Raw genomic sequence first — 13294 nt, forward strand, 5'->3', positions numbered from 1 at the left:
AACTGAATAGGCACCATCCTTCACACAGCAAAGCCCGGTTCGGAGTCCTGTCTCTGAACCGGGCTTCTTTATATGCTTGGTAGGGTTAGCGCTGCTTGTCCAGAAAATCCCGCACAGCCTGACCCGCCTGAAGCGGAAGCTGCATCCAGACATACGCATGAAGCGAATCCGGGATCAGCGCAATTTCATAGCTGTCCAGCAGCTCTGCGAAGGCATTCAGACTGCTGCGGACCCGTTCATCGTTCCATTCCGCTTCGCTGGGCAGGAACAGGACCGGACATTGTATTGTCTGATAATAGTGTTCAAAGGACAGCTCCCAATACTTCTCTATGTATTCGATTCTGACACGGTTCGGACAACAATAGGTATACTTGCCGTCTGGATGCTGCTCCAGGCTATGCGTATAGAACGCACAGAAATATTCATTCCACAGGCCCTCCGCTGTCAGCTCATCCTTCTGCCCGGCTACATACAATTCAAGGCTGTCATAGCACGGTTCCTTCCATTCCTCCAGTTCTGCCCGGAGCTGCGCTTTCTTCTGATTCATCTCTTCCGCCGTACCGTTAAATATACCGTATTCTCCAAATTCGTTATTCAGCGCACCTTCACACACCAGGGATGCTACAAGCTCCGGATGAGCTGCTGCCAGACTGACCGCTACCTGCGCTCCCATGGAGCTTCCTACTACGTGGCACTTCTCCACCTGCAAATGCCTCAGTAACTGATACATATCCTCTGCCATCTCGTCAATATGATAGCCAGTCTCCGGCTTGTCCGAACGGCCATGCCCCCGGAGATCCGGTGCAAGGATGCTGTAGTCCTGCTCCAGTTGCGGGAGAACTCCATCCCACATATGCAGGTTCCCGCCGCTGAAATGAAGCAACAGGACGACAGGCTTGTCATTTAAAGAAAACTTGGCGTTTATGCTTAAATTCTTCAAAGGAATACGTTCCTCAATCATTTCCATTTCCTCCTCCATTCCCGCAATCCCTTGCGTTTGCTTTACCTTATATGTATTTGGCAGACAATGGATTAATTATATACGCGGTCCTTCTATGCTGTCACCAGACGAATAGGCACCAATCCCGCCTTCTGATCATACACAGATAGAAAAGAAGGGCGGGATGCGGAATGAATAACAGGACAGATGAAGAAGAGTGGGCGATCTTCCTGGCGGCTGTCTGCGGACAGACCTATACTCAATTTGCCAATGCAGAGGGTGCATTCGTGGTGCCGGCGGACTTCTCGGCCGTGCACAGCTTTCAGGCGAAATCGATGGGAAATGTCCGGGAGCTGTTCGGCTTCATTCTGGAATCCCCGCAGGAGATCATTGTGGCCTGGCGTGGCAGCATCTCCACAAATGATTGGCTCTCCAACATGAATGCCGCGCAAAAACCGTTCCAATACATTAAAGAGCCCTGCCTGACCCATCGGGGGTTCACCGATATCTATGCATCCGCTCGGGAGGCCATTCTCTCCGTGCTTGGCACTCTGTCCCCGGAGAAGACGCTATTTGTAACGGGCCATAGCCTTGGCGGGGCACTGGCCACTCTGTGTGCGCTGGATGTTGCTGCCAATTCTGCCTTCACCGCCCCGCGGCTGTATACCTACGGGTCTCCGCGTGTCGGGGACCCGGATTTTGCCAAGGCCTTCAGCCGTTACGTGCGCAGCAGCTACCGCTATGCCAATCTTTTTGACGTCACGACGTATGTTCCGCCAACCGTCTACAAGCTGCCCAAGCAGAAGACCAAATACTATTACACTCATGTTCAGACCCTTAAATCCCTCTCCTTCCAGAATGGCAGCCCTGAGCTGAACCATGTCATCCGTAGTTATTTCGCTGTGCTGAGGAAAACCCGGCCAGACTTCACCACTGCTCTGTGCGCTGCGAACCCCGGGTTCTGTCCGGTCCCGGAGCTGGTCACCTGATCTCCGCTCTGAGGATAGACCTTTCTACCGGTTGATCTTACGAATCTCGTCCAGCGGAATCTTCGGGGTCCGGTCCGCATTCAGCAGTCCGTTCACTTCCTGCTGCACATCCGTAACCTGAGTGTAGCAGTATCCGCAGATGTACGGGGTGTCCTTGATCGCCTGCGTGATGCTGCGGAACCGTTCAATGAAGGCTTCCGTGCTGCTGACCTGCTCCCCATAGCCCCACCCTTCGCCGGTGTCGAAGGCAATGCCGCCGAATTCACTGACTATGACAGGCTGACCCCGGTACTCGTAGCCCTGGGCCATCGCGAATTTCCAGTTATTGAACGAGGAGCTGCCGCCAAGCACGCTGCCGGAATCTGCATAACGCTCTAGCAAGACCGCTCCACTCTCCTCATAATCATGCAGGGTAATAATGTCGCTGACCGTATGCTCCCAGCCGTCATTCACAATAACCGGACGGTTCGGGTCGATGGCCTTGGTCAGATGATAGATGCCTTCCGTGAATTTCTGCTGCCGCTTGTTCGTGTAGATCTGCGGGATGCCCCAGGATTCGTTGAAAGGCACCCACGTAATGACCGAAGGATGGTTATATTGCTGCCGGACAATCTCGGTCCATTCGTTCGTGAACTGCTCCACTGCCTCATCATTGAACTCATAGGTGGCCGCCATCTCCGACCAGACCAGCAGCCCCTTCACATCACACCAGTACAGGAAGCGCGCATCTTCAATCTTCATATGCTTGCGGACACCGTTGTAGCCCATCGCGAGAATCGCGTCAATATCGGCAATCAGCGCCTCCTCCGAAGGCGGGGTCAGGTGGCTGTCCGGCCAATAGCCCTGATCCAGAATCAGCTTCTGATACACCGGCGTGTTGTTGAGCAGCACCTTGCCTTGTTCGATGGAGATTTTGCGGAGTCCGAAGTAGGAATAGACCTGGTCGATCACCTTGTCCCCCTCGTACAGAAGGAACTCTACCTCATACAGCACCGGCGAAGCGGGCGACCACGACTGGAGCTTCCACGGGCCATTCGCTTCATGGGTCAGCTCTACATCCAGCTGCTGCCAAGACCGGTCGATATGCAGCGAGACCTGCTTGAAGGTCTTCTCCTGCGTGCTGATCCGGGTCTCCAGGCGGAGATTCGGGGCTGCCACCTGGGCCTCGTATTCGAAGCGGACCGAGCGGTTATCGAGATCCGGGGTGATTTTGACAGACTTGAGATACGAAGGGGATACATACTCCAGCCACACACTTTGCCAGATTCCCGTCGTCTGCACGTAGAAGCACTCGAAATTGTCATCCACCCAGCGCTGCTTGCCCCGGGGCTGTGTGCAGCTCTGGCTGTCCTCTGCCTTGACGGTCAGACGGTTCACCGCTCCGGCACCCGTGTTCAGATAATCGGTAATATCCAGCGAGAACGCCGCATACCCGCCGCGGTGCCCCCCGGCATAGCTGCCGTTCACCCACACCTTCGCCACGTGGTCTACCGCCTGGAAGTTCAGCAGGACCCGCTTGTTGCCCATGCCCTCTTGCAGCTGCAATTCCCGCTCATACCATACATACGGATGGAACACGGTCTCACCGATTCCGCTGGCCTCCGTCTCATACGTGAATGGAACCTGAATCTTCAGATCACCCTTCAGCGCCTCGTACCACTTCTTCCGTTCACCGGCGTTGTCATCGTCATACCGGAAATCCCATTCCCCGTTCAAGCTCTGCCAGGCATCACGGACGAACTGCGGCCGCGGATAATCCTTGATATAGTGCCGGGTTGTCATGGTAATACGCACGCTCCTTATGAACAATAATTTTGTTTTAATACAATAAATATGTATTAATTATTACAGAATCCGCTGAGATGTCAATGGCGACGCAAAAAAAGAACCGAAGCCAAAGCTCCAGGTTCTTCGCTAATCCCTATGTTATTCATCCTAAGGCTCCACGCTATAAAAAATCTTCATCACCAGGTCCTGCTCATAATCGCCGAACTTTTTGCCGAACAGGTTCATGCCGCCCTTGAAGACTGCATTCTCCTTCACGCCCAGCCGCAGATCCACGTGGTTCTGCCTTGTGAGACCTAACTGTTCCAGATTAACAGCGGATAGCTCCTGGTGGTCGATGGTACTGCGTGTGTCATCTACACTCCAGGTCTTGAGTGCGCCGAACTGGGTTCCCGTATCAATCCACCACGAGGGATTCAGCTTCCCGCATCTGCCGCCGAAGTCGCCGGGCGAGGTCCAGGTCCCCACCTCCACCTGGTTAATCCAGAGCGTAATATCCGAAGGCCAGTCATTCTCGTAATTCGGTGCCTCCGAGCAGATCTCCATGGAGAACTGAATCCGGTGAAGCACCGCTCCTTGCGGAATTTCCAGCGGATAGCGGTATTCGAGATAACCTTTGCGCAGCCAGAGCAGCTGGGCCTGCACCCGGTCCGGATGAAAAAATCCCGCCGGTGAATCCTCCGAAATAATCGGACCGTTCTCACTGACCATCCCGCAGGTAGGCGCCACTTCGCAGGCTGTGAAATTGCCGATCGGCATGGATATCTCATAGCAATATTCGCCTTGACCGGCTTGCAGGCGGCGCTGCGGAGCATTGATCGTGATCTTGATGTCATCATAAATCCGGCTGCATACCTTCATCGCCCCGCGTGAAGCGGGCAACAGCTCCGTCTCAATCAGCCCTGCCTGCTCAAGCACCTTCACATTGGAGGCTGCCGTAGATACAGGAATCTCCAGCGCCTCCGCCAGCTCCGCCACATTCATTCTCCGCGTGTTAAGCAGCGCCAGCATTCTGAGTCTTAGCTCCGTAGAGAGCGCGTGTGTCACCTTCACCAGCTCATCCGCATGCTCCATGGACAACTCCAGCATATCTTTCACCCCATTTAGCTGTCCGTAATTACATATCCTGCACGAATTGCAACATTCCCCGGATCGAACTCCCGCTAACCCGAGAATATTGCATAAAATGCAGCAATTCCTTCGCATAAGGCAGTTATTCCGGACAATTCCTGCAATCTGTGCAACAATTCTCCCAACGGTGCCGCTGCTGAGATATCAAAGTTGTAAAACTTACAACAGTATAGTCGCTAAAGACATTATGTAGGTGACCGCTCACCTTTGGCAAGAGCGTAGGACTTCTGTCCAGCTTAGCTATCCAGCATCACTACTTGATCGCCCAGCCGGACCTCTCCCGGAGTGATAACGGAAGCGTAGACGCCGAACTGCTGCTTAAGCTCTTTGTATACTTGCTTCAGCAGCGAGCTGTCCCGCTCCAGCGTATCCGGGTCGGTCGTAATCATCACGCAGCGCTCACAATAGCTATCCACTTGCAGCACTGTACTGCCAATCGACAGACGGCGGCCGAGCCACTCTTCCTCCCCCAGCGAGTCCTCACTCACTTCCACCAGGAAGTTGCCCCGGAAGCGGCGCTGGTCTACAGGCTTTCCCCACATGGCTTCAAGGTTCTTCAGACTCTTGTCGGTTACCAGCAGTATGCTGGCCGCGTCTACAGACAGCAGCTGAGGATACTGTTCCTCCGGGTGCGGCGCCTTGAACGCAGACATCGTAATTTCCGTCCGGGTCAGACTCTGAATTTCCCTAAGCAGCTCCTCGTCCCAGCCGAATAAGCGGCCATCCGCAGCCGTTACACGGATATCTTCCCCTGTATATTCCGCCTTATAAGACATCATCTTCGGAATCTTGCGGGCAGTGATATACTGGGACCAGTCTTTTTTAGTCATATCATAAAAGGAACAATACCGGTCCCCCTCCACTCCGTAAGATACAACCTTACAGGCCTCCAGTGCCTCTCCTGCAAAGGATTTTACCGGATAACGGTTAATCGATTTAATCTCCCCAACTGTAACTGACACGCCCCCACCTCTTCTGTCTATAATCTGATAGCTCTGCTACTTTTACTGTAGCGGCTTTAACTTCTGAATCTCTTCTACGGAAAGCCCTGTTGCCTCGGCGATAACAGATAGCTCGATACCTAGAGCAAGCAGTTTATGAGCTGTTTCCTTCTGAGCGTCGGCCTTCCCTTCTGCTATTCCCTTTGCTATTCCCTTTGCTATTCCCTTAGCCATTCCCTCGGCCATACCCTTAGCCTCACCTTCAGACCATCCCTTGGCCTCGGCTACCTTAGCCGCTTCATACATCGACGCCTCGTCATGCAAATACCGCTGGCGTGCTTCGTATTGTCTGCGGGCCTCCTCGTTCTGACTCAGAAACTCCAGTGTGTCCATGGCTTTCTTCAGCACAGGTTCGTTCATCGTAAGCACCTCCCATTTGGATTGGTCTGCTCCCTTCAGGAATAGCAGCCAGTTTACCAGTCCGCCTTGTTCTAAGGACACCGCCTTTTCATCCAGCTTCGGCAATTCCAGAAAGTGAATCTCAATGTCGTCAAGCAAAGGAATTCCCGTGCGGTCCTCCCGCAAGTGAAAGACGTTATGGTATAGAGTATTCGGCAGCAGAGCAAAGTTTATAATGTTGATCGTCACGCATCGCTTTAACTGGTTATACGGCTGGCTCTCTTGCAACTGAGAGGAATACTGTTTGCTCCAATAATAGAGGGTCCGTTTCTCTGTATCGTATTTGTTGAACAACTGCATCTCTACATTGATAATTTCGCCCTCAGTCGTCTTGGCCCGAATGTCGAGAATGGACTGCTTATCCCGAGGAGAGTCCTTGTCGGTGTAAGGATTCAGGAGAATAATGTCACTTAGAGGGGGCTTACCCGCTTCGGCAAAGGTTCGGTTCAGAAAAGCCAGCAGTACATCACGGTTCTCTTCACTTCCAAATATCCGTTTAAACAAGAAATCATTTCGGGGATCAAGCAGCTCCATCCAGTCCAGCCTCCGTTTCGGTCTTATTATACCATTATCGCTGCCTGTTTTGCGTAAGGCAAGAGCTGAACCCTTATGAACTTGCAACAATATAATTACATACACGCAAAAAGAAAAGGACAGCCCCAAGGCTATCCTCTTCATTGCATATAATTACAGGGATTCCCGGATTACCCGCTTGTAATACAGGACCGACAGAAGGCCGAAGATGGAATACAGCACGGTATACAGCCCCATAACGACGAACATCGGAGTAAGCATCTCGGTCCCGAAGAAGAACCAGCCGGATTTTACCGCAAAATAACTGTGGCACAGGCCGATTACCAGCGGAATACCGAAATTGAACAGCTGCTTGAACCGAATGCCGCTCAGGAGATCCCCTTGGGTGAAGCCCAGCTTGCGCAGGATCGTATATCCCTCCCGCTCCTCCTCGCTCTCATCCATCTGCTTGAAATAGAGAATACAGCCGGAGGTGATCAGGAACGTCAGGCCCAGGAATCCGACAATGAACATAATGAGGCCCATATTGGTCCGCTGGTTGAACTCAAATTCATATTGCGAGAAGCTTTGCAGCTCCGGCTTGTGCTGTGTATAAATCTCATAAGCCTGCTTGGCCTGCGAGGACCCGGTAAGATTGATACCGTAATAGATTCCTTCGCCGCTCACTCTTTTTTGCTCATCCGGATCTTTATGCTGAAGCAATTCCTGGAAGACTGAATCATCCACCACGAACACCCCCAGGATCCCTCCGCCAAAATAATACGGCAGCACAGACTGCTCAGACAAACCTGTAAGCTGCTGCTTAATGACCCCACCCTTGATATACAAGTCCAATTCACCGCGATCCTTCAGCTTCAGCATGGTTTGCTTCGTAGTTGTGTAACCCATAATCCGTACCTCGCCCGGCTGCAAATCCATGTTTTTCAGACTGCTCTCACTAATCACGGTAGCCAATAGACTGGTGTCATTGTTGGAGAAATTTTTAGTATCCACGACCTCCTTAAGATCCACCTCTACCTGCACCGTTGGAATCTCCAGCGTGGTATAACCTATGCCGGCCTGATCCAGCGCCTCCCGGAATCCTGCCTCATCGGCCTTCTGAAGGAAGCCGTAATCATGCGGCGAGCTCTCACGCGCGGAGGACTCCACCGAATAATATGAGATATAGCTCAGAGAGAGCAGGCCGATCGCCAGCGCGGATACCGTGGTGATGACCGTCAGCAGCAGGGCATTCGATTTCATCCGGAACATAATGGAAGAGAGTGATAACACCTGCCGAATGGACAGGTAGCCCTTCTTCCTGCGGCGGATGAGATTGAAGAGAAAGCTGACTGAGCCTTTGTAGAACAGATAGGTTCCGATAATCACCAGGGCGAGGATGGCAATCATCGCATACATCAGCCCGTTCATACCCGTGAATCTGCCGCTGAACAGCTCCCCGGACACATAATACCCTCCGCAGATGCTGCCAATCCCGAGCAGGCCGATCACAACCTCCCACAGCGACATTCTCTGAATACGCGTCTGGGAAGTCGCCGTAGCCTTGAACAGCGACAGAATGCTCTGCGCCCGGATGAAGGTGTAATTCATGATCATAATCAGCATATACACGGCGGCAAAAACCAGCACCGTCCGCCGCAGGGCCTCGGGGGAGAAGCGCAGCGCAGCGACCTGATCGACCTCCAGGATTTTGAACAGAATCATCAGGATCAGCCGTGACATCACGAACCCTGCACCGATCCCCGCGAACATCGATCCGAAATATAGAATCAGATTCTCGGCGCTCAGCAGCACGAAGATTCTGCTCTTGGTCAGCCCGATCAGCTGGAACAGCCCGATCTCCTTACTGCGGCGCTTGATGAAGATGGTGTTCGCATACAGCAGGAAGATGGCCACAATCGCAACCAGCAGGACGGAGGACGCGCCGATGGCAGCCCCGCCTTTGATCGAACCGCTGACCTCGTGCATGGCCGGGTCGAACTGCAGCGTCACGAAGGAGAAGTACAGGGCCACACTGAAAATAAGCGCGAACACGTAGAGATAATAGTTCTTAATGTTCTTTTTGAGGTTCCGCAGGATAATATAATTCAGACTCATTGTGTGACACCGCCAAGTACGCCCTGAGTGCTGATAATATCACCCAAGAAGGATTGCCGCGATTCCTCCCCCTTGTTCAGCTGGGTGTAGATTTGCCCGTCCCGGATGAAGACGACACGGCTGCAGTAGCTTGCGGCCACAGCATCATGCGTAACCATGACAATGGTGGCTTCACGCTTGCTGTTCATGGCGGCCAGCTTGTTCAGCAGATCGGACGCAGATTTGGAATCCAAGGCTCCTGTAGGCTCATCGGCAAAAATAATGCTCGGATCATGCACGAATGCCCGCGCCGCCGATGTACGCTGCTTCTGCCCGCCGGAGATTTCCGCCGGATATTTGTCCTTCAGCTCATAGATTCCCAGCTCGCCCGCTACCTGGTCGAATTTCTGGTGCGCCTCCTTCTTGGACATGCCTGTAATCGACAGCGGCAGCATGATGTTCTCCTTGACGGTCAAGGTGTCGAGCAGATTGTAATCCTGGAAAATAAACCCGAGATGATGCTTGCGGAACTCGGCGAGCTGCTTCTCCTTCATCCCGGTGAATTCCTTGCCCTCAATTTCGATTGTGCCCTTGCTTACCCGGTCAATGGAGGACAATACGTTCAGAAGCGTCGTTTTGCCGGACCCGGACGGACCCATGATTCCGACGAATTCGCCCTTGTCCACCTGAAGATCAATGCCCCTCAGGACTTCCTGTTTATTGAATTTGTTACCATAGGTTTTATAGATTTTGTTAGCCTGCATAATAAGCATCTGTTCCCCACTCCTTTTCTATAGCTCTATCATAAGCGGGTGGATGATTATTCTCCTGCGCTTCGCCGAACAAATGGAACAGGCATGTGACACTATTGTCACATACCTGTCAGCCGCTGAAAGTCATTTTCCCTTGGAAAAGTCAGCGTAAATACACTCCCCTGCCCAAGCACGGAAGCAGCGTGAAGTCTAATCAGCAGCGGCTCCGCAACCTGCCGGGTCAGGTACAGCCCCATGCCGGTAGCTGCCCCCTCCTGGCGGAATCGCGATGAGGTGAAGCCCTTATCGTAGATCCGCAGCAGATCCCTGGGGTCAATTCCCTGTCCGCTGTCTTCAATGACAAGCACAACATGGCCGCCCTCCTCACTGCTCCGGATGAAGATATCGGAGGCTTCGCTGTATTTCACAGCATTGGTCAGGAGCTGCCGCAGCATGAAGGCCAGCCATTTACCGTCTGTCAGTACCGTTTCAGCTTCAAGCTCCACATCGAACCCGATGCGTTTGGAGATGCACCAGGATTTCAATGCCCGGATCTCCTTATTAAGAATAGGAGCAAGACCGACCTTCTCAATGAACAGATCATTGCGGATGAAGGGAATCCGCTTCTGGTGCAGCTGCTGGTCGAGCAGATGGTGAATCCGCAGCCATTCGTACATCATCTGTCTTTGCAGGGTCTCGTCCGGCAAGCGCTCTATCATCAGCTGCATAGCAGTCAGCGGAGTCTTGACCTCATGTATCCAGGCCAGCAGCTCGTCCTTCTCCGATTCCAGCAGCCCGACATTCACGGAGGATTCGCGCTTGTAACGGTCCGTCTGGGCGCTCACCGCCTCGTGGACGAGCCGCTCCATCGGACTGCCCGGCTCCAGGACCGCCTGCAGCTCATAGATCTGATCCCAAGAGGCAAGGCTCTTGTAGAACCGGGTCTCCCGGGAATACCTCAGGAAGACGAAGGCCAGGCAAAGCAGCGTATTGAGGAGCACAATGTACAGGACCGGCAGCAGCGGGATGGCAGAATCAATATAGGCCACGAATATAATAATCAGCTGGAGGGCGGCCAGCAGGAGCAGCCAGCTCCGCTTCTCGGTGATGTATTTCCTTATCATTCTGCCGCCTCTTCAGTCGCCATATACCCTTGCCCCACCTTAGTCTCTATGTAGGCATCCAGACCGAGCGGCTCCAGCTTCTTGCGCAGCCGGTTCACATTCACAGTCAGTGTATTATCGCTGACAAAATGCTCGTTGTCCCACAGGCTGGTGATGATCTCCTCACGCTCTACAATAGTGTTTTTACGCTCCAGCAGGATTTTGAGAATCAGCATCTCATTCTTGGTCAGCAGAGCCGCTCCCCCGCTGCCCGTGACTGTATTCTTCACGAACTCAATTGCCGCTCCGCGCCAGGTCTTCAGCTCCGTGCCTTCCTTGGCATAATTATAGACCCGGCGGAGGATGGCCTGAATCTTGGCAATCAGCACCTCGAAGTGGAACGGCTTCTGAATGAAATCATCGGCCCCAAGCTGCATCGACATCACCATATCGCTTGGATGGTCCCGGGAGGAGAGGAAGATAATCGGCACCTTGGAGTGGCTTCGCAGAATCCGGCACCAATGGAAGCCGTCGAACTGCGGCAGCTGGATATCAATCACCACCAGATCGGGCTTTACCTCCGAGAACTCCTGCAGTACCTTACCGAAATTTGTAATTCCGTACACCTCATAGGACCATTGGGCAAGTCTCTCCCTGATCTCCCCGAACAGGGTGATATCATCTTCGATTAGCATTATTTTGAACACAAAGGACTCTCCTTCAGAAGAAATACTATCGGACTATTATACTTCACGTTTATTATATTTGTGAAACCTCCCCTTAACCAAGTAACGTATTAGATACAAACGGCGACAAATTTGAACCTACCGAGGAGCTGATGATCATCGAAACTTTTAGCGCAATCTTCATCTTGTTATTTGGAATTGCAGTTAACTTATTTAGCTTATATGTGCGCAAAAACCCTACCTTCACCTGGCAGGCGAGTGAAAGCTGGAAAATGAAAGGTGATAGTGAACCCAGTGACGCCTATATCAGCTCCATGCGCTTCAGAGGGGCCGTGGGCTTATGGATGGGATCTTTCGTGATGGTGATGGGGATATTGACACTGTGGAGTTCTCTTAGTTAAAGGAATAGCGGACTGCAATAATGTACTATAGCGATTCGCAGCCCCGGTGTATATTCATGGAACTACTTTCACCGGAGGTCTTCATGAATATCCTTTCCTTTATCATCTATTGTATTGTGGTTACCTTCACACCCGGCCCGACCAATATTGTGATCCTCTCCTCTGTGCAACACCATGGGGCCAGGAAAACAATGGGATACGTCCTCGGAGCCACACTCGCCTTCGGACTGCTCCTTGCCGCATCCGCTCTGCTGAACCGCTTGCTTGCTGACATCCTTCCGCATATTCTCGGTGTCATGCAGATCATCGGCAGCCTGTATATGCTCTACCTCGCTTATCAGGTGTACAGGATGGGCCGTTCTGAAGCGGCAGGCCAGCAGGCCTCAGGCTTCCTCTCCGGGCTGCTGATGCAGTTCGCCAATCCGAAGGTACTGCTGTTCACGCTGACGGTTATCCCGGGTTATGTCATGCCCTACTATAGCTCGCCCGCAGCTTCCTCCATCTTCGTCATCGTCATTACGGTGATCGGTTTCCTGGCCTTCACAGCCTGGGTCGTCTTCGGCTCCGTATTCAAGAGCTTTTTGGAGCGGCATCAGATGCTGATGAATAGTATAATGGCTCTGTTTCTAGTATACTCTGCTGTAATGGTATCCGGAATTTTATAGAACGGCGGTGGTCAGGATGGAGCAATTCAATTACAGGAAGTCTGCCGAGATCCTCGCCTTATCGGCCAGCATGACGGATTTCACCTACAAAAAACATTGCCACGAAGAATACGCCGTCGGCGTTACCCTGCGTGGCATTCAGCAATATACACTGGACGGCACCCGGCAGGCTTCGCACAGGAATGGTGTCATGCTGTTTAACCCGGAGCAGGTTCATGACGGCAGCTCTTATGACCGGGCAGGCATTGACTACATCATGCTGTATATCAAGCCGGACCTGATGACAGAGATTGTGGGCCAACAGGAACTTCGCTTCGCCACTCCTATCGTCTATGACAGGGAGCTGGCGCATTGTATCTGTAATCTCAGTCACGCTGTCCAGAGCGGTGCCGATGAATCACTTAGCAGCGAACTGCTTATCCAGCTCGCCAACCGCTTGTCCCATACGGAAATACAGACCGCACGGCGGATGAACAATGCTTTTGCCACCAAAGCCAAAGAAATGATGTACTGCAGCCTGGACCATGTACTGAAACTCGACGATCTCGCGCGCGAGTTCAATCTATCCAAATACCAGTTCATCCGCGAGTTCAAAGCTCATACCGGAACCTCGCCCTATCAATTCTTCCTGAACTGCAAGGTCGAGCATGCCAAGCAATTTATCGAGAAGAATAAGGATATCTATGCCGCTGTGGCCGAATTCGGCTTCACGGACCTGACCCATCTGAACCGGCATTTCAAAAGTGTGTATGGCATCACGGCCCATGAGTATAGGCTGCATCTGCAAAATTAAGCCGGAGCCCATACGAAAGATCATCTGATGAAGCATTCC

General features: G+C 52.5%; 13 protein-coding genes. 4 read left to right on the forward strand and 9 right to left on the reverse strand.

Annotation, left to right across the window (positions count from 1 at the left end; translation table 11 throughout):
- Positions 1 to 85: 85 nt before the first annotated feature.
- The gene (locus MKX51_RS18395) at positions 86 to 961 is read right to left on the reverse strand and encodes an alpha/beta fold hydrolase (protein ID WP_340993390.1); all 876 of its coding nucleotides are present in this window, start codon (positions 959 to 961) and stop codon (positions 86 to 88) included.
- A 170-nt stretch (positions 962 to 1131) separates the two neighbouring features.
- Here MKX51_RS18395 and MKX51_RS18400 point away from each other — a divergent pair, with 170 nt between their 5' ends.
- Positions 1132 to 1929, forward strand: coding sequence for a lipase family protein (locus MKX51_RS18400; protein WP_340993391.1), 798 nt, complete (start codon positions 1132 to 1134; stop codon positions 1927 to 1929).
- A gap of 24 nt (positions 1930 to 1953) precedes the next feature.
- Here MKX51_RS18400 and MKX51_RS18405 read toward each other — a convergent pair whose 3' ends face one another.
- From MKX51_RS18405 to MKX51_RS18440, 8 genes are all read right to left on the reverse strand, one after another.
- Positions 1954 to 3711, reverse strand: a complete 1758-nt coding sequence (locus MKX51_RS18405; protein WP_340993392.1) for a glycoside hydrolase family 2 protein — start codon at positions 3709 to 3711, stop codon at positions 1954 to 1956.
- Positions 3712 to 3864: 153 nt separating this feature from the next.
- Positions 3865 to 4803, reverse strand: a complete 939-nt coding sequence (locus MKX51_RS18410; protein WP_340993393.1) for an ArsR/SmtB family transcription factor — start codon at positions 4801 to 4803, stop codon at positions 3865 to 3867.
- Between the two features lie 278 nt (positions 4804 to 5081).
- Positions 5082 to 5807 (reverse strand): MOSC domain-containing protein, encoded by a 726-nt coding sequence (locus tag MKX51_RS18415; protein ID WP_340993394.1) that lies wholly within the window; start codon positions 5805 to 5807, stop codon positions 5082 to 5084.
- A gap of 42 nt (positions 5808 to 5849) precedes the next feature.
- Positions 5850 to 6779: an Rpn family recombination-promoting nuclease/putative transposase gene (locus MKX51_RS18420; RefSeq protein WP_340993395.1), complete on the reverse strand. Its 930-nt coding sequence runs from the start codon at positions 6777 to 6779 to the stop codon at positions 5850 to 5852.
- A gap of 153 nt (positions 6780 to 6932) precedes the next feature.
- Complete coding sequence (locus tag MKX51_RS18425) at positions 6933 to 8876, reverse strand: ABC transporter permease (protein WP_340993396.1); 1944 nt, start codon at positions 8874 to 8876, stop codon at positions 6933 to 6935.
- Complete coding sequence (locus MKX51_RS18430; RefSeq protein WP_340753012.1) at positions 8873 to 9628, reverse strand: ABC transporter ATP-binding protein; 756 nt, start codon at positions 9626 to 9628, stop codon at positions 8873 to 8875. Before MKX51_RS18430 ends, MKX51_RS18425 begins: the two co-directional genes overlap by 4 nt.
- Positions 9629 to 9726: 98 nt before the next feature.
- Positions 9727 to 10731, reverse strand: coding sequence for a sensor histidine kinase (locus MKX51_RS18435; protein WP_340993397.1), 1005 nt, complete (start codon positions 10729 to 10731; stop codon positions 9727 to 9729).
- Entirely contained in the window at positions 10728 to 11417 is a 690-nt protein-coding gene (locus MKX51_RS18440) for a response regulator transcription factor (protein WP_340939881.1), read from the reverse strand. Before MKX51_RS18440 ends, MKX51_RS18435 begins: the two co-directional genes overlap by 4 nt.
- A 131-nt stretch (positions 11418 to 11548) precedes the next feature.
- Between MKX51_RS18440 and MKX51_RS18445 the strand changes: the two genes are divergently transcribed.
- The 3 genes from MKX51_RS18445 to MKX51_RS18455 all read left to right on the forward strand — a co-directional run bounded on the left by MKX51_RS18445 (position 11549) and on the right by MKX51_RS18455 (position 13255).
- Entirely contained in the window at positions 11549 to 11797 is a 249-nt protein-coding gene (locus MKX51_RS18445; RefSeq protein ID WP_340939879.1) for a DUF6199 family natural product biosynthesis protein, read from the forward strand.
- An 83-nt stretch (positions 11798 to 11880) separates the two neighbouring features.
- Positions 11881 to 12462: a LysE family translocator gene (locus tag MKX51_RS18450; protein WP_340993398.1), complete on the forward strand. Its 582-nt coding sequence runs from the start codon at positions 11881 to 11883 to the stop codon at positions 12460 to 12462.
- A gap of 16 nt (positions 12463 to 12478) precedes the next feature.
- Positions 12479 to 13255 carry a helix-turn-helix domain-containing protein gene (locus MKX51_RS18455; RefSeq protein WP_340993399.1) on the forward strand — a complete coding sequence of 259 codons (777 nt, stop codon included), beginning with the start codon at positions 12479 to 12481 and terminating at the stop codon, positions 13253 to 13255.
- The last annotated feature ends 39 nt before the right edge of the window (positions 13256 to 13294 follow it).

Source organism: Paenibacillus sp. FSL M7-0420, from assembly GCF_038002345.1.
In the GTDB taxonomy this organism is placed as follows: Bacteria; Bacillota; Bacilli; order Paenibacillales; family Paenibacillaceae; genus Paenibacillus_AQ.